This window comes from Hyphomicrobium sp. MC8b (assembly GCF_905067615.1).
Classification (GTDB): domain Bacteria; phylum Pseudomonadota; class Alphaproteobacteria; order Rhizobiales; family Hyphomicrobiaceae; genus Hyphomicrobium_B.
Map to the genome: position 1 here is coordinate 179,416 of NZ_LR898465.1, position 20,265 is coordinate 199,680.

The following is a 20,265-nucleotide window of genomic DNA, read 5'->3' on the forward strand; positions in this document are numbered from 1 at the left end:
ACATGGATGATGCCAACCCAACGCTGGTGATCGTCGAAGACGATGCGTCTTTCGCCGCGACGCTCAAGCGTTCGTTCGAGCGGCGCGGGTACAAGGTCGATCACGCCGAAGGCCCCGAGCAACTTCACGACATCCTGCAGGTCCGCACGCCGGGCTTTGCCGTCGTCGACCTGAAGCTTGCTGGGGCTTCCGGTTTGACATGCGTCGAAGCCCTGCATGCGCATGACCCGTCGACCGTAATCGTCGTGCTAACGGGCTTTGCGAGTATCGCCACCGCGGTCGAGGCGATCAAGCTCGGCGCGCGGCATTACCTCGTGAAGCCGTCGAGTACGGACGATATCGAGGATGCGTTCGAGCGCGCCCAAGGCGACCCCGGTGTTGCGCTCACGGAACGCCCGACGTCGATCAAGACCGTCGAGTGGGAGCACATTCATCAGATCCTGGTTGAGACGAATTTCAATATTTCCGAGGCGGCGCGGAGGCTTGGCATGCATCGGCGGACGCTGGCGCGGAAGCTTGAAAAACGGCGCGTAAAATAGCTGTCGCCGCAATCCTGTTCTGCTAGCTTAACATCAGCGAGCGGAGGGGTTTTGCATCATGCGCAGCGGTTCGGTTTCCTTTCATCAGTCGACGACGTTTGTCGGAGTGATGGGATTGACGCTGCTTATTGCAGTCGGCTTTGCAGAAACGAAAGAAGCGCATCGGACGCCGCCGTGCGATGTCGATTGCGTGAGCCGCGACGCCGGTTATGCCTGGGGCAAGGAACTCGGCATTGACGATCCCTCGGAATGCGGAGGAAATTCCGCCGACTTCATTGCGGGCTGTCAGGCCTATGCGACGAAGCATGAAGATCCGATGGCATTGCCGGCAAACGACGCGCAGAGCGATCAGCAATCCGATGACGAACAGGATCAGGCCGACGGCATGACGGTTGACGATAACGTCAATGTGCTCACCGGGCCGAGCGCCGATCCGGACTCCAATCTTCCGCTGCCCAGCGAAGCGCCGAGCCAGGACTGAAGCGAGGCCTTCGTAGCGGGCGTTTAGTTCTGCGGGATTTGCGGGCCGGATACGGGAGCTTGCGGCGCGGGATGCGGCTTGTCGGGAAATGGCCAGCCCGGCCAGTAGAGCCGCACAAGGACGACGAGTACGAAAATATAGATGGCGAGCAGCCACGCGCGGCGCGAGGTCAGATCATGCTTGGGTTTCGGCTCGGGCGTGTTGTCGGAGGTCATGCCAGTTTCGCCCTGATCCGCTCCGGTCGAGCAGATGATCCGCCCACGCAATCGGAAATGGTACCGCCTCCCAGAGTTGAACCGGGGACCTCTAGATCCACAATCTAGCGCTCTAACCAACTGAGCTAAGGCGGCACAAGCCGTTTTCAGGGTAACTTTAGCGCGTTTGGGTGGCGCAGTGCATCTGCAAACGCCTCATCCGTCGCGCCGGAGATCCCCGATTGTCGAGCGGCCCCGAAGGTGCACTCGGCGAGCGCTGGTTCCATCACAGCCTGGGGCGAGGGTCAAGGGCGACTTATCGCTCTTTGCGCTGTCAGCCCCGAATTTTCGGGGGGGCCTACACGATTGAATATTAACTTTGCATGAACGCATGGAACTCGGTCCCCCGACGCGAGTATAGTGCGCTAGTGGGGAAACCGTAGGGACTGTTTTCGGGGGAAAACGGAAAATCATGACCCTTTGTCATTACAGCTCGGAAGAGCTCGATGAGCTTCAGCAATTGCTGAAAAGCATCATCGACGAAGCACACCAGATGTCGCTCAATATTCCAGATGAGGACATTATCGAGAAACTCTACGACCTGGCCGATCGCGGCGAACGCGACCCGGAGAAGCTCCGCGAGGCCATTCTGACCAAGGCTGCGTAAACCGACGAGGTCGGTGCGCGCCTAGATTGTCATTCTGCGTTTTCGTTCAATCGGTTGATGTGGTTCCACCCGCGGTGCAGCGAGGCGATCGCGCCCGTCCCGCGGTTGGCAGTGGAAAATCGTGCGTTTCGCCGTTCTAGGTGTCCGCAAATCACGTACGTTGACGTGGTGCGTTGCGAATAAGCCTTTGGAACGGGCGAACTTTCACGATGGCTGTCGCGGCTAAACCCGTACTCCCGAATGGCCGTGACGATGCAGCGCCGCTCGATGCCGAGCAGGACGCGCAACCCACTGTCGTCATCGACACTGAGGCTGCGGAAATTCTCGCCGCGAACGCGCGCGGGCGGTCTGCGCTCGGGCTTTTCCCTTATGCAACCTTTCCGATCGCGCTTGATCCGGCGATGCCTGCCGTTGCGCGCCTTCGGCAGATTGCGGCGGCAACAAACCTCGGCAAGGGGACGCCGGAGACCTTGCTGTTCTGGAACAGCGGTCGGCTGAAACGCGTGAAATGCAAGGTTGCGCAACGCGGCGGCAAGGGTTCGAAGGTTTTGCTGCTTCACATCGAGATGGTTGAGGCTCCGGACGATAGTTATCCGCCGTCCCGCCGTGCGGGCACTTCGGCCGGCGCGGTCGAAAAGCTGCCGGACGCGCCGGCGAGCGCACCGGTCGCGGCCCAGCCGGTGGCGGCGTCTATAGCCGCCGGTCTCGACGTTGATACCATCGCCAAGCTCGCGCACGAGCTCAAGACGCCGCTGACGGCGATTGCGGCTGCTGCCGAGATCATGCGCGACGAACGGCTCGGCGAGATGAAGAACCAGCGCTACTTGAGCTACGCTGCGGACATTCACGAAAGCGCAACGCACGCCCTCGACGTCATCACGTCGCTGCTCGCAGAACGCGCCAAGCCCGCGACGGCTGCGTCACGCCTCATTGCAATCGATCTCAATGCCATCGTTGACCGCACGGTTTCGAGCGTGAAGGCGCTGGCGGAATCGTGTGGATTGAACCTTTCATTCGACTCCGATGGAAGCACGCCGCATGTCGTCGCCAATCCGACGGCGCTGCGGCAGATCCTGCTCAATCTGCTGACCAACGCGATCAAATTCACCCCGCGGGGCGGAGATGTCCACGTCGCGACCGGACACCTGGACGACGGTCGCGTGTTTCTCACGGTCCGTGATACCGGCGGTGGGATGAGCGGCGTCGGTGCGGCGGCGGGATCGATATCGGCCAGCGAATTGAAGCCCGCGTGGGCACGCAGCAACGGCATCGGACTGCCGCTCGTCGAATCGCTGGTGCGCGACATGGGGGCGGAGATGGAAATCGAGAGCGCGCCTCAGAAAGGGACGGCGGCGACGATCCTGTTCGGCGACTTCGCACGCCGTTTCAAGTGATCCGGTGAGGGCGTCGGAAGCACGCCATAGCTAGTTGAAAATTATAAAAATTCTAATGTGAGCGATGCGACTTAGTAAGTGTTGACCGAGTCGCTATCGTCGCGTTAGCTCAGATGACGATGTCATCGGCGACATCGCGCGTCAGTCACTCGTCAGTTGCTGGCGTCAACCGATACCGGGGCCTTGAACCTCGATTATTGGAGCGGACAATGGACTTTTTCTCCAGCGCTATTCATTGCGCACTTTCTCAATCATCAGCACTCGTTTCATCAGGTCTCGACTCCGGCGTCGTCGCCGCGCTCGTGAGCCTCTCGTCGGAGGGTTCGCACAATGGCTAATTCGGCATCCAATTCCTCTCTCGGACAATCGGCGCGTTCGGCGAAGGTCGTTCCGTTGCCGGCGCGTGCACCTGAGCGGCTGGTTGCCGTCGGCTTCCGCTGCTGGCTCGCCGGATTGTCGACCGGCGATATCAAATGCTGGGAAGACGCGTGGAACACGTTTTCGGGCATGCTCGGCCCGGACAATGCCAAGGCGTTGTTGCTCGACCTTTCGAAGTTCGTTCGCGCCGTCAAAGCCAATGCGCAGCGCGACATCGAGATTTCGCCGGCAGGCTGCCGCAGCTTCTGCCGCGACGAGTGCCTCGCGATCTCGATTATCGCTGCGTGTCAGCATGATGAGCGTCAGGCGCTGACGGCTGCGGCTGAAGCGCTGATCGGTTCGGGCGATATCGGCGATACGCTTAACGGTGCGCAGGCGCTGGCAGCGGCGTTGCGCAAGACCAACCAGATGCTCGATGCGGATTCGATCTGCCCGGCCACGTGCGGCCTTCGCGCGTCGCGTCGGCGGTTGATGTAAGCACAGAGGCCTACGCTTTATCGAGATCGTTCTGAATGCGTTCGGCGGCCATCGCGCGCTCGCCGAGCGCCAAGTGCAGGCCTGCTTTCGTGCGCCGCCAAAGAATATCGTCGGCGGTCACGGCCCATTCCTCCGATTTGAGATAGGCGATTTCGCGGGCCGTTAGACCGCCGCCTAAGTCTTCGCCAAGGTCTTGTTCCGATCGCGCTCCGGCGATGAGGTCTTGCGCGCGCGTGCCATAGCGGCGAGCGAGACGGCGGAGACGAGTTGGCGCAAAACCGCTGTTCGCTCGGACGAAGTCTGCCAACCACTGTTCGAACGATTGTCCACCAAGGTCGCCTCCCGGCAATGGCGTCGTTGCGGTCGTTCCGCGGGGCATGTCCGGGAAGTAGGGATGGAGCGCGCTAAGAGCGGCTTCGGCGAGCTTGCGATAGGTGGTGATCTTGCCGCCGATGACGTGAAGGATTGGCGGCGATTGCTTGGCTTCCAAGTCGAGCCGGTAATCGCGGCTGACGGCGGATGCGCTTTGCGCGCCATCGTCATCGAGCGGGCGCACGCCTGCGAAACTCCAGACGATGTCGCTATGTTTTGGAGCATTCCGAAAAAAGCGGCGCGCGACGTCGAGCAGATATGTTTCTTCAACGCGCGTCGGCGTGGCATTGCGTGGATCGCCCGACAGTTTTTCTTCCGTCGTGCCGATCAGCGTGAAATCATCTTCGAACGGTATTGCAAACACGACGCGGCCGTCGCTGTTCTGGAACGTGTAAGCGTCATCAGCGCCGGCGATGCGCGGGACGACGATGTGACTGCCTTTGACGAGGCGAATGGCAATCGCGTTTGCCGGCGGTTGTGTCGTAGTCGCCAGCTTCGCGACGTCAGCGACCCAAGGACCAGCCGCATTGACTATGGCGCGGGCAGCGCAGCGTTGGCCATCGCGTCCGAGCGAAGCGATCCATAGATCATTTTCAGTTGTGAGCGCTGCGACGGCGGTGCGCGTCAGAATTCGGGCTCCGGCATTGCGGGCTGCGAGTGCATTCAGAACGACAAGGCGGGCATCGTCGACGGCGCAATCCCAATACGTGAAGCCAGACGCGATCTCTGGCTGAAGCGGTTTGCCCGCCGGTTCGCGCCGCAGATCAATCGCGTGCGAGGCGCCGAGCGATTGGCGCGTGGCGAGGTGGTCGTAAAGGAAAAGTCCGGCGCGCATCATCAGAGCCGGTCGCATGCCTTCGACTTGCGGCAGCACGAAACGCAGCGGACGGACGATGTGCGGGGCTTTCGCCAGCAGGACTTCTCGCTCGGCGAGTGCTTCTCGGACAAGGCGAAATTCGAAGTGTTCGAGGTAGCGGAGGCCGCCGTGGATCAGCTTGGAGCTTGCTGACGACGTTGCGCCTGCCAGGTCTTCGGCTTCGGCCAACAGAACCGACAGGCCGCGTGACGCGGCGTCGGCGGCGATCCCGGCACCGTTGATGCCGCCGCCGATCACGAGCAAGTCGTAGACTTCATCGGTCATGCAAAACCCATGGGGAACCCGCTCCGCGACGTTGGTCATTGCGGGATTCTAGGCGACTCGCTCAGAAGCGCGAAGGATCAGCTTTTTGTCGGGCCGCCGGCTTTGCGGCTGCGGAACAGCAGGCTGAAAACCAATCCGGCGATGAAGCCCGCGGGTACCGAAACCAGCGTGATGGCCGCCGGTTGCAGTCCGCCCCAGTTGGCGATGGTCGTGACATGGGCGACGAGCGCGGCGCGAGCGGCAGCTTGAGCTTCCGGTGTCGTCGCTGCAGCAAGTGCGGCTTGCAACTCTGCGAAACGGTCGGCGGCTTCGGGCATGGCGTTCGACAGGCTGCCGCTCAGGCTGAACAGTTCCACCGGCCAGAGGTGGACGCCGAGAAGGTAGATGCCGGTGATGGCAATGCCGACGAACATCGCGGCGATGGCGCCGACCTTGTTCATGTGCCGCCAATGCAAGCCTAAAACGAGTGCGGGGAAGAGCCCTGCGGCCAGGATCGCAAATCCTTCAGCGGCGAGCAGGCCCGTGCTCATCGCCGCATAAAGTGCGCCGAGCGCACCTGCGACAAGCATTGTGCCGCCGACTGTCACGGCTCGGAAATCGAGGTTTACGACCTCGTTGGCGTCGCGGTTCGCGCGGATTTCGCCATCCTCGACGACGATGCCGGAGATGAGCGCGTTGCCCATAAGGATCGAGGCCAGCACGGCGCCGATCAGCAGCGGGTATTGCAGCCAAGGATCGAGGCCCGAGATCTTCGGTGCGGCGACGACGAAACCGTCCGTCGTAAACGCGAGGTCTTGCAGCCGGACGAAGCCGCGCTGGCCTGAGGCCTTCTGGCAGGCCGCCGTCAGTTCGGTTGGCGCTTCGGAATTGCGATCGCAGACCTTCACCCAGCCGAGCGCGCTGGCCTCCGCCAGCGATTGCGGAATGGCGGCAATCTCGATGCCTTTCGACATCGCCTGTTCGAAGCCGAGGCGGCTATAGACGGCGAGCGGCGGCAAGCTCGCGATGATGATGGCAACCGCGAAAAGTGCGGCGGCGGTGCGCTTTACGGCAGAGCCTGGTGCGACGGAGGATTGCGAGACGTGGCGGCCGAGAAGATGCGGCGCGACGACAATGCCGAACGCGACGGCCAGTAGCAGGCCGGCGAAGTTTTTCATCGACAGCTGCAGGAATGGCGACGCCATCGGCTTCAGCGATTGGAAGTCCGAGAGGCGATTGATGATCAGTTTCTGGCTGATGCTGGCATGACTTTGCAGTGCTGCCCCGAGTGTTAGATGGGGTATGACCGACCCGTCGGCGTAAAGCGCAAGGCCAATCAGCGTTGCGAGCAAGCCGCCGCAGATGATGATAAAGCCGATGCCGTTGATCTTCTTGCCGGGCAGCAGAGAGCTGGCCAACCAGATGGCGGTGATCGTGAGGGTAAGAACGAGGATCGCCTGCGGCAGCGGCAGGTTCGATAAGCTTTGAAAGGCCAGCGATCCGGCGCGGATATCGGCTGCCAGCAAAAGCACGCAGCCGACGAAGGCAATCAGGAATGCGAGGCGGCGCACGACATTGCTGCCGTAGCGGATGGCGAAAAAGCCGCTGATCGATTGTACCGGATAGAGCACGAAGCGCGGCGCGACGAGAATGGCGAGAAGCGCGATGCCGGCGACCATACCAAGAGGTAGTGCCAAGCCGTCATATCCCATGGCCGCGATATAACCGGTGAAGCCCAACAGCGCGACCGCGCCGACGCATTCACCGGCAAAGACGAGCGCGGGGCCGATGCCTTCGCGCGCCGACGTACCGCCCGCGCGCCAAGCGTAAAATGCGACGAGTGCAACGAGCCCGATGATGGCGCCCTGGGCTGCGATCCAGAAGCCGAGCGGGAAGCCGGCGAAGTGGAAGAGATTGAGCGTCAGCGCGCACAGCGGCAGAGCCACAGCCAAGATCAGCCATAGCATCAAGCTTGCGAGCAAAAGGCGGCCCGACGGCCGGCTGGCGCCTGCGATATCCCCCAAACTCATTCTGAAAACCTCTTCCCATCCCCGCTTAGCATCGAACGCGCGCTATTGGCGTCAGAAAGGCGTTCCGATCAAGGCGGGGAACATTACCGATGAGAGCTTCTGAACTAAGATCAGAAAAATGTCGGTGGCGGCGGAATGGCGGGCCAGAACGAACGTTGTTTCGCTCGTTCGAATGCCGGAATTGAATTGGGGCGGCTCGACTGGCGAACCACCCCAATAGTTTCGTCCCTAGACTTGGACCTTTATTCGTTTTTATCCCTGCGACCGGTCCCAACCATCGCTGAGTGGGCGCACCATGTACCATTGTGTCTTCTGCGTCAAGTCACCGCGCGACATAAATAATTTCGATTTTGTGACTGCCTAATCGATGGTCAATTTTGTTGCCTCGGAGGGGTGCACCGCGCTCGGTTATTGCTCGATTATGGCGAATTGGCGGGAGGAAATGCGTGCCGCAGCAGCAGGCGGGTTTCGCCTGCCCTCAGAGCGTGGAAATCGCCATCGTGAGGTGCCGTCGAGCCTGTGCAACTTATGCCGCCCCTGGCTTCCTGGGACGCCAAGAGTGTCTGACTGACCGGTATTCAGAGCCGTTTAACGCCCCGCACGCCAGGACGTGCTAAACTTGGTTTCGATCGGCCAGCAACTGGCCAGGAAATGGATTGAACGCTGTGGCATCGGCTAAACGCATTTTATTGATCATCGGCGGCGGTATCGCGGCCTACAAATGCCTAGAACTGATCCGCCGGCTCAAGGAGCGCGGCCACAGCGTCCGGGCGGTGATGACCAAGGCCGCGCATCACTTCGTGACGCCGCTATCGGTTGGAGCGCTGACGAATGAGCGCGTACTAACGAATCTCTTCGATCTCGACGAGGAGCGCGAGATCGGCCACATCCGGCTGGCGCGCGACAGTGATGTGATCGTCGTCGCGCCCGCGACAGCGGATCTGATGGCGCGGATGGCAGGCGGGCATGCGGATGACCTCGCGACGGCGGTGCTACTGGCAACCGACAGGCCGGTGCTGGTCGCGCCAGCGATGAACCCGGCGATGTGGCTCAATCCGGCGACGCGACGAAACGTGGCGCAACTCAAAGAAGACGGCATTCGCTTCGTCGGACCGGCTGTTGGCGAGATGGCGGAGCGCGGCGAAGCTGGCCCTGGCCGTCTCGTCGAGGTTCCGCAGCTCATTGAAGCGATTGAGAGTGTGCTGGAACTGAACACGGATGCCGTTGGTCCGCTCGCAGGGCGGCATGTCGTTATTACAAGCGGGCCGACGCACGAGCCTATCGATCCGATCCGCTATCTGGCGAACCGGTCATCCGGCAAGCAGGGTTTTGAACTCGCGGCGGCCGCGCGCGAACTTGGCGCCCGCGTAACGCTGATTACCGGGCCTGTGTCCTTGCCTGAGCCGCGCGATGTCACGGTCGTGCGGGTCAAGACGGCTGATGAAATGCTTGCGGCGGTGCGCGCGGCGCTTCCCGCCGATATCGCCGTGTTTGCGGCAGCCGTTGCCGATTGGCGTGTCGACCGGCCGCAAACGGAAAAGATCAAAAAGGCCGAAGGCAAAAGCGCGCCGATGCTGACGCTGTCGGAAAACCCCGACATTCTGAAAACGATTGCTCAATCCGGTCAGATGCGGCCATCGCTCGTCATTGGCTTTGCGGCCGAGACGCAGGACGTGCTGGCGTACGGGCAAAAGAAACTGAAGACAAAGCGCGCGGACTGGATCGTTGCGAATGATGTTTCGCCGTCGTCCGGCGTGATGGGAGGAGAGAACAATACTGTGCACGTGATAATGGCGAGCGGCGTCGAGAGTTGGCCGGAGATGAGCAAAGCCAAGGTGGCGCGAAAGCTCATGGAGCGTGCGGCCGGAGAGCTTCACAGCAAGCGGACGGCTGCAGAATGAAAGTGAAAATCAAGCGGCTGCCGCACGCCGACAGTCTTCCGCTTCCCGATTATCAAACACCCGACGCGGCCGGTTTCGATCTTGTAGCGGCGGTTGCTCCCGATACGACAGTGACGATCCTGCCGGGCGCCCGCGTGCTCATTCCGACGGGGTTGATCTTCGAGATTCCGAAGAAGATGGAAGCTCAGGTGAGACCGCGCTCCGGTCTTGCCATCAAGCATGGCGTGACGGTTCTCAATAGTCCCGGTACGATCGACGCCGACTATCGCGGCGAAGTCGCAGTCATTTTGATCAATCTCGGCAAAGAGCCGTTCGTCGTGACTAGGGGCGAGCGCATCGCGCAAATGGTTATCGCGCCCGTTGCCCGCGTAAAACTGCGCGAGGTCAAAAAACTTTCGAAGACGAAAAGAGGCGCCGGCGGTTTCGGCTCGACGGGCGTAGGTGAGGCGACATCCCAACCGAAGTCCCGCAAGGAGAAATCCGTTTCCGGCGAGGGGGAGACGGCGCAAACAAAATCCGGCTCTCAAAAGCGGGGACACTCGTCGTAAGCACAAAAAATGCAATGCTTATCGACGCCTACGGCTGTGCATCGCCTCTTGAGAGCGGTGCTCGAACCTGCGAGAAACGACCCTACATTCAGATGTATCTGGTGCAGACACGCGCCAACGCAACCCGAGACTTCTCAAACCGAGACAGGCCATGACAGAGACGCTTGAGATCAAGACACTGGACGCCACAAAGAGCTGGGGGCGCGGCCGCGTCTATGACAGCATCACCGAGACCATCGGTCATACGCCGCTCGTGCGCCTTTCGAAAATCCAAGAGGCTGCGAAGCTCAAGGCAGACATTCTGCTGAAGCTCGAATTTTTCAATCCGCTGTCGTCGGTCAAGGATCGTATCGGCGTGGCGATGATCGACGTGCTCGAAGCGGAAGGCCGCATCAAGCCGGGTAAGACCGTTCTGATCGAGCCGACGTCGGGCAACACGGGTATTGGTCTTGCGTTCGTTGCAGCGGCGCGCGGATATCGCCTCATCCTCGTCATGCCAGAGACGATGTCGATCGAGCGCAGAAAAATTCTGGCGCATCTCGGCGCCGAGCTTGAATTGACGCCTGGACCGGGCGGCATGCCGGCGGCGGTCACGCGCGCGGAAGAGCTTGCGAAGACGTTGCCGGACGCGGTCATTCCGGGTCAATTCGATAATCCGGCGAACCCGCTCGTTCACGAAAAGACGACGGCGGAAGAAATCTATAACGACACCAACGGCAAGGTCGACGCGCTCGTGGTTGGCGTCGGCACAGGCGGCACGCTGACCGGTGTCGGCCGGGCGCTGAAGAAGCGCATTCCAGGCCTCAAGGTCATTGCCGTCGAGCCGTCGACGAGTGCGATACTGTCGGGGCAGCCGCGCGGTCCGCACAAGATCCAGGGCATCGGCGCCGGTTTCATTCCGAGCATTCTCGATAAAGGCCTGATTGACGAAGTTGTGACGGTTTCGAGCGAGACGGCATTCGATGTGTCGCGCATGGTCGCGAAGGTGGAAGGCATTCCGGGCGGCATCTCGACGGGTGCCAACGTTGCCGCCGCGATCACGGTTGCCGAGCGGCCGGAATTCGCAGGCAAAACGATCGTGACATTCGCACCGTCCTCGGCGGAGCGGTATTATTCCAGCGAGCTGTTCGTCGATCCGCAGCCGCGGAGCTAAACGCGCAAGAGGTTCTTATGGCGACACTCACGTCCGAAGAGGTGCAGCGTTACAAGCGTCACCTTGTGCTGCGTGATGTCGGTGCGCCTGGGCAGCAGAAGCTGAAGGGCGCGCGTGTACTCGTAGTTGGTGCCGGCGGACTTGGTTCGCCGGTCGTCACCTATCTTGCGGCGGCGGGAGTCGGCACCATCGGCATCGTCGACGACGACACCGTTTCGATCGACAACCTGCAGCGTCAGATCGCGCATCGCACCGAGGACGCCGGGCGACTGAAAGTCGAGAGCGCACGCGATACGATGCTGCGTCTTAATCCACTCGTCATGGTCGAGACGCATGCGGAGCGCATCAATGCCGATAATGCGATTGCGCTGATTTCCAACTACGACATCGTTGCTGACGGCTCGGACAACTTCGCGACACGCTACCTCGTGGCGGACGCGTGTTATTTTGCCAAGCGACCGCTCGTCTATGCGACGCTCGGGTCGTTCGACGGTTATGTCTCGACGTTCAAGCCGTATGAGCGGAACGCCGAGGGCGAGCCTTATCCGACACTGCGCTGTCTCTTTCCAGAGGCACCGCCGCAAGGGCTTGTCGCCAACTGCGAAGAAGTGGGCGTACTCGGGCCGGTTGCCGGCGTCGTCGGCACGCTGCAGGCGACGGAAGTGGTGAAGGAAATTCTTGGTCTCGGTGAAAGTCTGGCAGGGCGACTGCTGATCTATGACGCGCTCGCGGCGCGCTTCGAGGTCGTCACCATCGCCTGGGATCCGGACAATCCGCTGTCAGGCAAGCAGCCGACGATTGTCGATCTGTCTTCGCACCGGGCGTCGCAGAATTCGGCCTGCGCAGCCGAGTGACCCCGTCTCTATGCTGACCACTGTCGCGCGCAATCAAGGGACGTCTCTTCCTATCGTTTGCGTACCCGGCGTGGCTCGCGATAAAAGTACCGGCGTCAATTGCGAGGTCGCCGCGTGTTGCCTCTTCTGCAGAATCTTTTCTTTCTGATCATAGAACTGCTCAGGGTGCCGTTCGATCTTGTCGTCGGCACGAAGCGGCGGATCTATGAGGTTTCGCGCTTTGTGGATGCGCCGAAGACAGTGGCGTGGAACGTCGTCTCGGCGCACAAGATCAAGCTCGAAGGGCCGCCGCCGATGGAGCTCGATACCGAGCCCGATCCAGCGCGTCCGGGCGTGTTTACGGGAACCTGTCAGTACAACGACAAGCGGCTCAAATTCGCTTACCAGATCCTGGCGGAGACACCGGGCGAAGCGATGACGTTGCGTCTGCTGGCGGATGAATGCGATCCGATCTACCAGGTCGGCGACGATTACATCGGCGCTGTTGCCGTTGCGGGCGACGACCGGCAATCGGTCATCACGGAATGTTGCGAGCTGACGCACACCAGGATTTCGACGCGGCTGTTAATGCCGCTGACGGTCTTGCGCAGTCTCTACAGCCTGAAGCGAACTGCGGAGGCTCGCGCGGGACGGCGCGGGCGCAATTTTGGCGATCAACTGACGAGCGCGGTTATTACCGGGGCGCTGACGTTTGCGAGCTTCTCAGCGCTTTTCGATATGTCGGCCGCCGTGATTTTGCTGCTCGTGGTGTTGCTGCATGAGCTTGGGCATGTGCTGGCCATGCGCTGGGTCGGCATTCCCGTGCGCGGAATTTATTTCATTCCGTTTTTCGGTGGTGTGGCGGTCGGCGAGGGTTTCGGCAAAAGCGAAGCGGTGCGCGGTTTCGTGGCGCTGATGGGACCGGCGGGCAGCATGCTGACGACGGGGATTTTCTTCTGGCTGTCGTTGCAGAACGACGATCCGTTTCTTGCAGACCTGGTGTTGTTGAGTGCGGTGGTGAACGGCTTGAACCTGCTGCCAATCCTGCCGCTCGACGGCGGCCGGATATTGCAGGCGTTGACGTCGCGCCTGTCGCCGCGCGGGGCACGTGCCATTCATGGCGCACTGCTGCTCGTCGGTGTCGGACTTGCCGCCTGGTTCGGCGACTACCTTTTGATGGCGCTCATTCTGCTGATTGCGCCCGGCGTTTTGTCGAAGCAGACGTATGCGCTCAACCAGGTGATGCCACTGACACGCCGGGAGATGGCGTGGCTCGTCTGCGGCTACGGCGCGACATTACTTTTTTACATCGGTGTGGCGGAGCGCACCTGGAATACGCCGCTCGTCGCGGGCGGTTCTTGAAGCCGCCCGCGAGACAGGGATTGCGTCAGAGCATCGCCGGATGGACGCGGTCGGGCGGTGCGTGGCCGTCGGAGTAGGCCTTGATATTGATGATGACCTTCTCGCCCATGTCGATGCGGCCCTCGATCGTTGCCGAACTCATATGCGGAAGCGCGACGACGCGGTTCGATGCGAGCAGACGCGGATTGACGGCCGGTTCATGCTCGAACACGTCGAGACCGGCGCCTGCGATGGCGCCCGATTCGAGCAGGCGGACCAGCTCGTTCTCGTCCACGACTTCGCCGCGCGCGGTGTTCACGAGATAAGCCGATGGTTTCATCAACTTCAGACGGCGCGCCGAAAGCAGATGGTACGTCGCAGGCGTGTGCGGGCAATTGATCGAGATGATGTCCATTCGTGTCAGCATCTGATCGAGGCTTTCCCAGTAGGTGGCCTCAAGTTCTTCCTCGACCTCTTCCGTGACACGGCGGCGGTTGTGATAGTGGATCTGCAAGCCGAACGCCTTGGCGCGGCGGGCGACCGCCTGACCAATGCGGCCCATGCCGATGATGCCGAGGCGCTTGCCATAAATGCGGTGTCCGAGCATCCAGGTCGGCGACCAGCCCGTCCATGTCGTTGCGGGATCGCGCATGTAGGCAGCGCCTTCCGCGAGACGGCGGGGAACCGTGAGGATCAGGGCCATCGTCATGTCGGCCGTGTCTTCGGTCAGCACGCCCGGGGTGTTCGTAACCAGGATGCCCCGGTTGCGCGCGGTGTCGAGATCGACATTGTCGACGCCGGTGCCGAAGTTTGCGATCAGGCGCAATTTTGGTCCGGCCTGGGTCAGAACCGAGCGGTCGATGCGGTCGGTGACGGTCGGGACGAGAACGTCGGCGGTTTTTACAGCTTCGACGAGTTGAGCATGGCTCATCGGCTTGTCGTCGACATTCAAGCGCGTATCGAACAATTCACACATCCGTGTCTCGACGACATCGGGGAGTTTTCGCGTAACAACGACAACAGGTTTCTTGGGGGACGTCGGCATTCGTTTCCCATTGCTTGAAAAATGCGGCTTTGGACGAGATGACTCGGCCGCTTGAGAAAGTGCGGCCCCGTGTCTATCAGATGGCCTTTGCTAAGACAAAGTCCTGAAATCAAATAGCAGACGCCCCACTGCCGGGCATGCATCGATCCATGCTCGAACGCGGGGGCTACGAGCTATTCCAAATGACTGAATTCGCCATCACAAATCCGACGCGCGGAAGAATTTTGCTTGCGGTCTCGTGGGTTAGGTTCGTCGTTGCGGCCATATCCGTGGCGATTGCGGCAATGTCGGCCGTCGTACCGGCAAAGGCCGATGATTCGCCGCCTGTGACCGGCAGCGGCCTGCCGGTTCCGCGTTTCGTCAGTTTGAAATCGGATCGCGTAAACCTCAGGAACGGCCCAGGGACGGACTATCCTACTGGCTGGGTCTATCGCCGGGCCGGGCTGCCGGTCGAAGTGATCAAGGAATTCGAGACGTGGCGCGAGGTTCGCGATTCGGACGGCGTCACGGGCTGGGTGCTGCAGTCGCTGCTGTCGGGTCGGAGAACCGGGCTCGTGCTGCCTTGGGAGCGAAAATCCGGATCGTCGCCGCTCGTGCCGATCATGGCCAGCGACAGCTCACGGTCGGGCGTCGTCGCCAAGGTGGAAGCCGGCGTGATCGCCGATCTGCATTCCTGCGACGGCCGCTGGTGCCGCGTGACCGTCGATCAGTACAGCGGCTACATAGAGCAAAAGAAGCTCTGGGGCGTCTACGAGGGCGAGACCTTCAAATAAAGGACGCGCTGATGCAAAAGCCCAAGCGCCGCCAGCGCGGTTGGGCTTTGCAGGCTATTCGTCGCAGTTAGATTTTCGCGAGCCTCACGACGACGTCGACGTGCGTGATCTTCATGCCTTCCGGTGGTTCGGGCAGGCCTTCGACCGAAATCGCGTCGCCGGGAATATCCATCAGCTCGCCATTGGGTTCGAGCAGGAAGTGATTGTGATTGGAGATGTTGGTGTCGAAGTAGGCTTTCGAGCCTTCGATCGCCAACTCGCGCAGTAGACCCGCGCGCTTGAACTGATGCAGGGTATTATACACGGTCGCGAGCGAGACATGCTCTCCGAGACCTGCAACCTCGGCATGAAGCTGTTCTGCCGTCACGTGGCGGTCACCGCCTTCGAACAGCAAACGGCCGAGCGTCATGCGCTGGCGCGTTGGCCGCAGACCCGCCTTTCGGAGGAGGTCGGAGGTGTTTGCCGGCATCCCGGTTTCCATATCGAGCGGAGATTTCTCGGACATTTCCGTTTGCAGAACCGTGTTGGCGTCACCACGTTCGATCGCAAGAATCGCCCGTGATGCAACGTGCTTCGAAGATCTAAGTATAGTCACTTGCCGGAAAACCCGCAACTTGCGGTCAAAACGGCTTTGAGGCGGGGATTTGGCCTGTTACACGCACCGGCTGGTCATGCTAGGCGCTCGGCCAAGCGTGTGTTAGGACCCGCTGATCTTGAACGGCCGGAGCATATTGTGCACTTACACGACACTATCGGCCATGAAACGAGGGGATACATGGCAGAACGCCGTTCTAGCTACGAATTCGATGATCTGCTCGCTTGCGGCCGTGGGGAGCTGTTCGGGCCGGGAAATGCCCAATTGCCGCTGCCGCCAATGCTGATGGTCGACCGGATCGCGTCGATTTCGGAGACGGGCGGCGCACATGGCAAGGGCCAGATCGTTGCCGAACTCAAAGTCGCCGGAAACGAGCGTCTGGACTGGTTATTTGCCTGCCACTTCAAGGGCGATCCGGTCATGCCGGGCTGTCTCGGCCTCGATGCACTGTGGCAATTGACCGGATTTTTTCTGGGCTGGCTCGGACTTACGGGGCAGGGCCGGGCATCGGGCGTCGGCGAGGTGAAGTTCACGCGAGAAGTGACGCCGGACGTGAAGCAGCTTGAATATATCATAGACATCAAGCGGGTTATTGCTCGAAAGCTGAAGCTCGCCGAGGCTGATGGGGTCCTGAAAGCCGACGGCGAAGTGATATACACAGCCAAGGACCTGAGGGTCCTACTCAAGTCGAGCGAAGGCCCTTAAGCGTGGGCCTAGCGCCCGGTTGCCAGGGTGGGCGGCAGCAGGAACCGCAGGAGTGAAGGAGCGCATGCGGCGCGTAGTTGTGACTGGGATGGGTGTTGTGTCCTCGATTGGGAACAACACCCAGGAAGTTCTTGCTTCGCTGAGAGAGGCGAAGTCCGGCATTTCTCGCGCCGAGAAATACGCTGAGCTTGGCTTCAAGTGTCAGGTCCATGGCGCGCCCCATATCGACTGGGAAAGCATGGTGCCGCGCAAGCCGAAGCGTTTCATGGGCGCGGGCGTCGGCTGGAACTGGATTGCGATGGATCAGGCCATTCGCGATGCGGGCCTTGAGCCGTCGGATGTGGTGAATGAGCGCACGGGCGTCATTCTGGGCTCGGGCGGACCTTCTACGAAGGCCATCGTCGAGGCGGCGGAGACGACGCTCCGGACCGGCAGTCCGAAGAAGATCGGCCCGTTCGAGGTGCCCAAAGGCATGTGCTCGGGGCCGTCGGCCGCGCTTGCGACCGCGTTCCAGATCAAGGGCGTTAACTATTCGATCGCGTCGGCGTGCGCGACAAGCTCGCACTGCATCGGCAATGCTGCCGAAATGATCCAGTGGGGCAAGCAGGACATCATGTTCGCAGGCGGCTGCGAGGAACTCGATTGGACGCTGTCGGACCTGTTCGACGCCATGGGTGCGATGTCCACCGGCTTCAACGTCACGCCGGAGCGGGCCAGCCGGCCGTTCGACAAGAACAGGGACGGCTTCGTGATCGCGGGCGGCGCAGGCGTCGTCGTGCTTGAAGAGCTCGAACGAGCCAAGGCTCGCGGAGCCAAGATTTACGGCGAACTCAAGGGCTACGCCGCGACATCCGACGGCTATGACATGGTCGCACCGTCCGGCGAAGGTGCGGAGCGCTGCATGCGTTTGGCCATGAAAGGGTTCGACGGTAAGGGCTTGCCCACGATCGATTATATTAATCCGCACGGAACCGGCACACCGGTCGGCGACGCCAAGGAAATCGACGCCATCCGGGCCGTCTTCGGCGATAAAATCCCGCCGATCTCGGCTACCAAGTCGTTAACGGGGCACTCGCTCGGCGCTATTGGTGTGCAAGAGGCGATTTTCTCACTGCTGATGATGAACAATGGCTTCATCGCCGAAAGTGCAAATATCGACGAGCTTGACCCGGCGTTCGCTGATGTGCCAATCGCTCGCAGTCGTATCGACAACGCCAGCCTTAACTGTGTGATGTCGAACAGCTTCGGTTTTGGCGGCACCAATGCCACTCTCATTTTCTGCCGGCATGATGCCTGATTAACCGATGCTTTCCTGGTCGCCGCTAGGACTGCTCAGCGGCGAACGGTTGAGAGCGATGAGAGTATATAAGCGTGGTTCAGGCTGGTTTGACGTACGCGGGCGTACCTTTGGTGACAAAAAGAGGCTTCCTATGACCGACATCGATATCGCTAAGCCCGGCCCAATCATGGCCGGCAAGCGTGGCCTCATCATGGGTGTTGCCAACGACCGTTCGATCGCGTGGGGCATTGCCCGTGTCCTTCACGGTCAAGGCGCCGAGCTGGCATTCACTTATCAAGGTGGTGCATTCGGCCGCCGCGCCGTGCCGCTGGCGCAGTCGATCGGCTCGAAGATCATCGAGGAATGCAACGTTCTCGATCTCGAAAGCGTCGATCGCGTTTTCAATCGCATCAAGGACGAGTGGGGCAGCATCGACTTCGTCGTGCATGCGCTGGCCTATTCCGATCCCAAAGAGCTTGCCGGCCGCTACGCCGACACGACGCGCGAAAACTTCATCAACTCGATGGTGATCTCGTGCTTCTCGTTCACTGAGATCGCGAAGCGCGCGTCGGCGCTGATGCCGAACGGGGGCTCGCTCATTACGCTGTCCTATGGCGGTGCGACGCGCTGGGTGCCGTCCTACAACGTCATGGGTGTTGCGAAGGCCGCGCTTGAGGCTTCGGTGCGCTATCTCGCAGCCGATCTTGGACCGCAGGGCGTTCGCGTCAATGCGCTCTCGGCCGGTCCGATGCGCACGCTCTCGGGCGCTGGCGTTTCGGATGCGCGCGTGATCTTCAATTTCCAGCGCGATAACTCGCCGTTGCAGCGTACGCCGACGCTCGATGAAGTGGCGGGGTCGGCGCTTTATTTGCTGTCGCCGCTGTCGGGCGCAGTGACGGGCGAAGTTCACTTCGTCGATTGCGGCTATAACACCGTGTCGATGCCGTCGCTGCAGAGCCTGAAAGAGCAGGACGCGGAAGCCAAGCCCGCCAGCGCATCGCCGTCGGCTGCAGCGGAGTAAAATCCGCCCATCTGGCCTGAGGCGATCGTCTGGCCCGTTGACGTCCACAATTCGCCGTCGCAAACACTCCGGCCATGATCGGGGTGTTTGATTCAGGGCTGGGTGGACTGACGGTGCTTCGCGCGCTTGTTGCGCGTTTCGACACGGTCGATTTCGTCTATCTCGCCGATCACGCCCACGTCCCCTATGGCAATCAGGCGTCGGAAGCCATCGTCGGCTATACGCGCGACTGTGTCGAAGAGCTGTTTGCGCGCGGCGCCAAGCTCGCGCTTCTGGGCTGCAACACGGCGACGGCGGTGGCGCTTCGGCGATTGCAGCAGGAATGGCTGCCGGGTAGTCGCTGGGCCGGCGGACACAACGTGCTCGGCATCGTCGCGCCGACAGTCGAAGGCGCAACGCAGACGCCGTGGGCGGTGACGTCGCCGCAATATCCGCAGAAGTACAACACCGACACGATTGCCGTTTTCGGCACGACGCGGACGATCACGTCGGGCGTCTATCCGGAAGAGATCCGCAAGCGCTGTCCGAAGGTCACGGTCGTGCAGCAGATCTGCTCGGAGCTTGCGGGCGCCATCGAGCAGAAGCGGCCGGAAGCGGAGCTTGATGCGCTCGTTCGCGAGGGCGTCGAGGCGATGCTTGCCAGCAACGGCAACATGCCGCCGCATCGCGCTATTCTCGGCTGCACGCATTTTCCGCTCGTTGAGCATCTGTTCCGGAAATACCTGCCGCCGTTTACGCGCATTCTTTCTCAGCCCGAGGTCGTGACCGACAGTTTCGAGGATTACTTGGCGCGGCGGTCGAATTACCTCAGCGGCAATGAACGGGGAAAGCTCACGCTGTTGACAACAGGCGACCCTCAGGACGTCAGCGAGAAAGCCCGGGTTTTCTGGCCCGACGTCCCTGCCTTCGCCAAGGCCTGAAGCGTCCGTGCAACGCTGCGACATTTTCGCTAGTCATTTGTCATTGATCCGTTGGCGGAAGAGTTCCCCGCTGGTAGACGTCATGGTGTCTACAACTCCGGCGGGTGCCGAAGGCATAGGGGAGAGGAATAGGCCCGATGACAACAAAGTTTTCGTTCGCTGCCATGGTGATCGCTGCGGGGCTGATGTTTGCAAGCGGACCAAGCATTGCGAATACGAGCGTCGCCGTCGGCAGCCTGAAGACCGTGGCTGCTGCTCAGGGGACTACAGTTCAAAAAGTGGGCTACTGGAATCGCTGCCGATGGGGCATCGGCGGCTATCACAAGTGGGTGCCGGGCGTCGGCCGTGTGCAATGCACGGCGCGCAAATGCTGGCGCAATAGCTGGGGTATTCGCCGCTGCCGCTGGTATTGATCCGGCGCAGTTGTCATCTCGGACGAGGTGTCGCGAGCGGGAGCTCGATACAGCGGGGAAGAGGCTTCTCCTACGAGTTCTAGGCC

21 protein-coding genes and 1 tRNA gene are annotated in these 20,265 nt (G+C 61.1%); 16 read left to right on the forward strand and 6 right to left on the reverse strand.

Annotated features, from left to right (window positions below; all coding sequences use genetic code 11):
• Positions 1 to 2: 2 nt before the first annotated feature.
• Positions 3 to 539, forward strand: a complete 537-nt coding sequence (locus ACLB1Z_RS00965) for a response regulator transcription factor (protein WP_013950333.1) — start codon at positions 3 to 5, stop codon at positions 537 to 539.
• Positions 540 to 597: 58 nt separating this feature from the next.
• Entirely contained in the window at positions 598 to 1,020 is a 423-nt protein-coding gene (locus tag ACLB1Z_RS00970; protein ID WP_409561637.1) for a hypothetical protein, read from the forward strand.
• Positions 1,021 to 1,043: 23 nt separating this feature from the next.
• Here ACLB1Z_RS00970 and ACLB1Z_RS00975 read toward each other — a convergent pair whose 3' ends face one another.
• Both ACLB1Z_RS00975 and ACLB1Z_RS00980 read right to left on the reverse strand, forming a co-directional pair.
• Complete coding sequence (locus ACLB1Z_RS00975) at positions 1,044 to 1,235, reverse strand: hypothetical protein (protein ID WP_024275031.1); 192 nt, start codon at positions 1,233 to 1,235, stop codon at positions 1,044 to 1,046.
• 58 nt (positions 1,236 to 1,293) lie between these two features.
• A tRNA-His gene (locus ACLB1Z_RS00980) sits at positions 1,294 to 1,370 on the reverse strand.
• Positions 1,371 to 1,686: 316 nt separating this feature from the next.
• On the opposite strand from ACLB1Z_RS00980, the gene ACLB1Z_RS00985 reads away from it, so the two are divergent.
• The 3 genes from ACLB1Z_RS00985 to ACLB1Z_RS00995 all read left to right on the forward strand — a co-directional run bounded on the left by ACLB1Z_RS00985 (position 1,687) and on the right by ACLB1Z_RS00995 (position 4,130).
• Positions 1,687 to 1,881 carry a hypothetical protein gene (locus tag ACLB1Z_RS00985; protein WP_013950339.1) on the forward strand — a complete coding sequence of 65 codons (195 nt, stop codon included), beginning with the start codon at positions 1,687 to 1,689 and terminating at the stop codon, positions 1,879 to 1,881.
• 209 nt (positions 1,882 to 2,090) lie between these two features.
• Positions 2,091 to 3,275 (forward strand): sensor histidine kinase, encoded by a 1,185-nt coding sequence (locus ACLB1Z_RS00990; protein WP_409561638.1) that lies wholly within the window; start codon positions 2,091 to 2,093, stop codon positions 3,273 to 3,275.
• 330 nt (positions 3,276 to 3,605) lie between these two features.
• Positions 3,606 to 4,130, forward strand: a complete 525-nt coding sequence (locus tag ACLB1Z_RS00995; protein WP_013950341.1) for a hypothetical protein — start codon at positions 3,606 to 3,608, stop codon at positions 4,128 to 4,130.
• A 10-nt stretch (positions 4,131 to 4,140) separates the two neighbouring features.
• Here the strand turns inward: ACLB1Z_RS00995 and glpD are convergent, their stop codons facing one another.
• Together glpD and ACLB1Z_RS01005 are read right to left on the reverse strand one after the other, a co-directional pair.
• A complete protein-coding gene (gene glpD, locus ACLB1Z_RS01000) occupies positions 4,141 to 5,643 on the reverse strand; it encodes a glycerol-3-phosphate dehydrogenase (protein ID WP_409561639.1) in 1,503 nt (500 codons plus the stop codon).
• 77 nt (positions 5,644 to 5,720) lie between these two features.
• Positions 5,721 to 7,652, reverse strand: a complete 1,932-nt coding sequence (locus tag ACLB1Z_RS01005; RefSeq protein ID WP_409561640.1) for a sodium/substrate symporter small subunit — start codon at positions 7,650 to 7,652, stop codon at positions 5,721 to 5,723.
• A gap of 665 nt (positions 7,653 to 8,317) precedes the next feature.
• Here ACLB1Z_RS01005 and coaBC point away from each other — a divergent pair.
• The 5 genes from coaBC to ACLB1Z_RS01030 all read left to right on the forward strand — a co-directional run bounded on the left by coaBC (position 8,318) and on the right by ACLB1Z_RS01030 (position 13,449).
• On the forward strand, positions 8,318 to 9,553 hold the full coding sequence (gene coaBC / locus ACLB1Z_RS01010; protein WP_409561641.1) for a bifunctional phosphopantothenoylcysteine decarboxylase/phosphopantothenate--cysteine ligase CoaBC: 1,236 nt from the start codon (positions 8,318 to 8,320) through the stop codon (positions 9,551 to 9,553).
• Positions 9,550 to 10,101 (forward strand): dUTP diphosphatase, encoded by a 552-nt coding sequence (dut, locus tag ACLB1Z_RS01015; RefSeq protein ID WP_409561642.1) that lies wholly within the window; start codon positions 9,550 to 9,552, stop codon positions 10,099 to 10,101. Before coaBC ends, dut begins: the two co-directional genes overlap by 4 nt.
• A gap of 151 nt (positions 10,102 to 10,252) precedes the next feature.
• Positions 10,253 to 11,254, forward strand: a complete 1,002-nt coding sequence (cysK, locus tag ACLB1Z_RS01020; RefSeq protein WP_013950346.1) for a cysteine synthase A — start codon at positions 10,253 to 10,255, stop codon at positions 11,252 to 11,254.
• 17 nt (positions 11,255 to 11,271) lie between these two features.
• Positions 11,272 to 12,108, forward strand: coding sequence for a HesA/MoeB/ThiF family protein (locus ACLB1Z_RS01025; RefSeq protein ID WP_409561643.1), 837 nt, complete (start codon positions 11,272 to 11,274; stop codon positions 12,106 to 12,108).
• 114 nt (positions 12,109 to 12,222) lie between these two features.
• On the forward strand, positions 12,223 to 13,449 hold the full coding sequence (locus tag ACLB1Z_RS01030) for a metalloprotease (RefSeq protein ID WP_409561644.1): 1,227 nt from the start codon (positions 12,223 to 12,225) through the stop codon (positions 13,447 to 13,449).
• A 25-nt stretch (positions 13,450 to 13,474) separates the two neighbouring features.
• Here ACLB1Z_RS01030 and ACLB1Z_RS01035 read toward each other — a convergent pair whose 3' ends face one another.
• The gene (locus ACLB1Z_RS01035) at positions 13,475 to 14,473 is read right to left on the reverse strand and encodes a 2-hydroxyacid dehydrogenase (RefSeq protein WP_409561645.1); all 999 of its coding nucleotides are present in this window, start codon (positions 14,471 to 14,473) and stop codon (positions 13,475 to 13,477) included.
• Positions 14,474 to 14,655: 182 nt separating this feature from the next.
• Between ACLB1Z_RS01035 and ACLB1Z_RS01040 the strand changes: the two genes are divergently transcribed.
• Complete coding sequence (locus ACLB1Z_RS01040) at positions 14,656 to 15,246, forward strand: SH3 domain-containing protein (protein ID WP_409561646.1); 591 nt, start codon at positions 14,656 to 14,658, stop codon at positions 15,244 to 15,246.
• A gap of 67 nt (positions 15,247 to 15,313) precedes the next feature.
• On the opposite strand, the gene irrA is transcribed toward ACLB1Z_RS01040, so the two are convergent.
• Positions 15,314 to 15,751 carry an iron response transcriptional regulator IrrA gene (irrA, locus tag ACLB1Z_RS01045; RefSeq protein ID WP_409561647.1) on the reverse strand — a complete coding sequence of 146 codons (438 nt, stop codon included), beginning with the start codon at positions 15,749 to 15,751 and terminating at the stop codon, positions 15,314 to 15,316.
• A 270-nt stretch (positions 15,752 to 16,021) separates the two neighbouring features.
• Between irrA and fabA the strand changes: the two genes are divergently transcribed.
• From fabA to ACLB1Z_RS01070, 5 genes are all read left to right on the forward strand, one after another.
• Complete coding sequence (gene fabA, locus ACLB1Z_RS01050; protein WP_013950352.1) at positions 16,022 to 16,546, forward strand: bifunctional 3-hydroxydecanoyl-ACP dehydratase/trans-2-decenoyl-ACP isomerase; 525 nt, start codon at positions 16,022 to 16,024, stop codon at positions 16,544 to 16,546.
• A gap of 64 nt (positions 16,547 to 16,610) precedes the next feature.
• The gene (gene fabB, locus ACLB1Z_RS01055; protein WP_409561648.1) at positions 16,611 to 17,843 is read left to right on the forward strand and encodes a beta-ketoacyl-ACP synthase I; all 1,233 of its coding nucleotides are present in this window, start codon (positions 16,611 to 16,613) and stop codon (positions 17,841 to 17,843) included.
• A 133-nt stretch (positions 17,844 to 17,976) separates the two neighbouring features.
• Complete coding sequence (gene fabI, locus ACLB1Z_RS01060; protein WP_409561649.1) at positions 17,977 to 18,846, forward strand: enoyl-ACP reductase FabI; 870 nt, start codon at positions 17,977 to 17,979, stop codon at positions 18,844 to 18,846.
• A gap of 74 nt (positions 18,847 to 18,920) precedes the next feature.
• Complete coding sequence (locus tag ACLB1Z_RS01065; RefSeq protein ID WP_409561650.1) at positions 18,921 to 19,766, forward strand: glutamate racemase; 846 nt, start codon at positions 18,921 to 18,923, stop codon at positions 19,764 to 19,766.
• A gap of 137 nt (positions 19,767 to 19,903) precedes the next feature.
• Positions 19,904 to 20,179, forward strand: a complete 276-nt coding sequence (locus ACLB1Z_RS01070; RefSeq protein WP_409561651.1) for a hypothetical protein — start codon at positions 19,904 to 19,906, stop codon at positions 20,177 to 20,179.
• The last annotated feature ends 86 nt before the right edge of the window (positions 20,180 to 20,265 follow it).

Coding starts and splice junctions, on each gene's coding strand:
- ACLB1Z_RS00965 (WP_013950333.1), top strand. CDS start 3: ATGGATGATGCCAACCCAACGCTGGTGATCGTCGAAGACGATGCGTCT.
- ACLB1Z_RS00970 (WP_409561637.1), top strand. CDS start 598: ATGCGCAGCGGTTCGGTTTCCTTTCATCAGTCGACGACGTTTGTCGGA.
- ACLB1Z_RS00975 (WP_024275031.1), bottom strand. CDS start 1,235: ATGACCTCCGACAACACGCCCGAGCCGAAACCCAAGCATGATCTGACC.
- ACLB1Z_RS00985 (WP_013950339.1), top strand. CDS start 1,687: ATGACCCTTTGTCATTACAGCTCGGAAGAGCTCGATGAGCTTCAGCAA.
- ACLB1Z_RS00990 (WP_409561638.1), top strand. CDS start 2,091: ATGGCTGTCGCGGCTAAACCCGTACTCCCGAATGGCCGTGACGATGCA.
- ACLB1Z_RS00995 (WP_013950341.1), top strand. CDS start 3,606: ATGGCTAATTCGGCATCCAATTCCTCTCTCGGACAATCGGCGCGTTCG.
- glpD (WP_409561639.1), bottom strand. CDS start 5,643: ATGACCGATGAAGTCTACGACTTGCTCGTGATCGGCGGCGGCATCAAC.
- ACLB1Z_RS01005 (WP_409561640.1), bottom strand. CDS start 7,652: ATGAGTTTGGGGGATATCGCAGGCGCCAGCCGGCCGTCGGGCCGCCTT.
- dut (WP_409561642.1), top strand. CDS start 9,550: ATGAAAGTGAAAATCAAGCGGCTGCCGCACGCCGACAGTCTTCCGCTT.
- cysK (WP_013950346.1), top strand. CDS start 10,253: ATGACAGAGACGCTTGAGATCAAGACACTGGACGCCACAAAGAGCTGG.
- ACLB1Z_RS01025 (WP_409561643.1), top strand. CDS start 11,272: ATGGCGACACTCACGTCCGAAGAGGTGCAGCGTTACAAGCGTCACCTT.
- ACLB1Z_RS01035 (WP_409561645.1), bottom strand. CDS start 14,473: ATGCCGACGTCCCCCAAGAAACCTGTTGTCGTTGTTACGCGAAAACTC.
- ACLB1Z_RS01040 (WP_409561646.1), top strand. CDS start 14,656: ATGACTGAATTCGCCATCACAAATCCGACGCGCGGAAGAATTTTGCTT.
- irrA (WP_409561647.1), bottom strand. CDS start 15,751: ATGTCCGAGAAATCTCCGCTCGATATGGAAACCGGGATGCCGGCAAAC.
- fabA (WP_013950352.1), top strand. CDS start 16,022: ATGGCAGAACGCCGTTCTAGCTACGAATTCGATGATCTGCTCGCTTGC.
- fabB (WP_409561648.1), top strand. CDS start 16,611: ATGCGGCGCGTAGTTGTGACTGGGATGGGTGTTGTGTCCTCGATTGGG.
- fabI (WP_409561649.1), top strand. CDS start 17,977: ATGACCGACATCGATATCGCTAAGCCCGGCCCAATCATGGCCGGCAAG.
- ACLB1Z_RS01065 (WP_409561650.1), top strand. CDS start 18,921: ATGATCGGGGTGTTTGATTCAGGGCTGGGTGGACTGACGGTGCTTCGC.
- ACLB1Z_RS01070 (WP_409561651.1), top strand. CDS start 19,904: ATGACAACAAAGTTTTCGTTCGCTGCCATGGTGATCGCTGCGGGGCTG.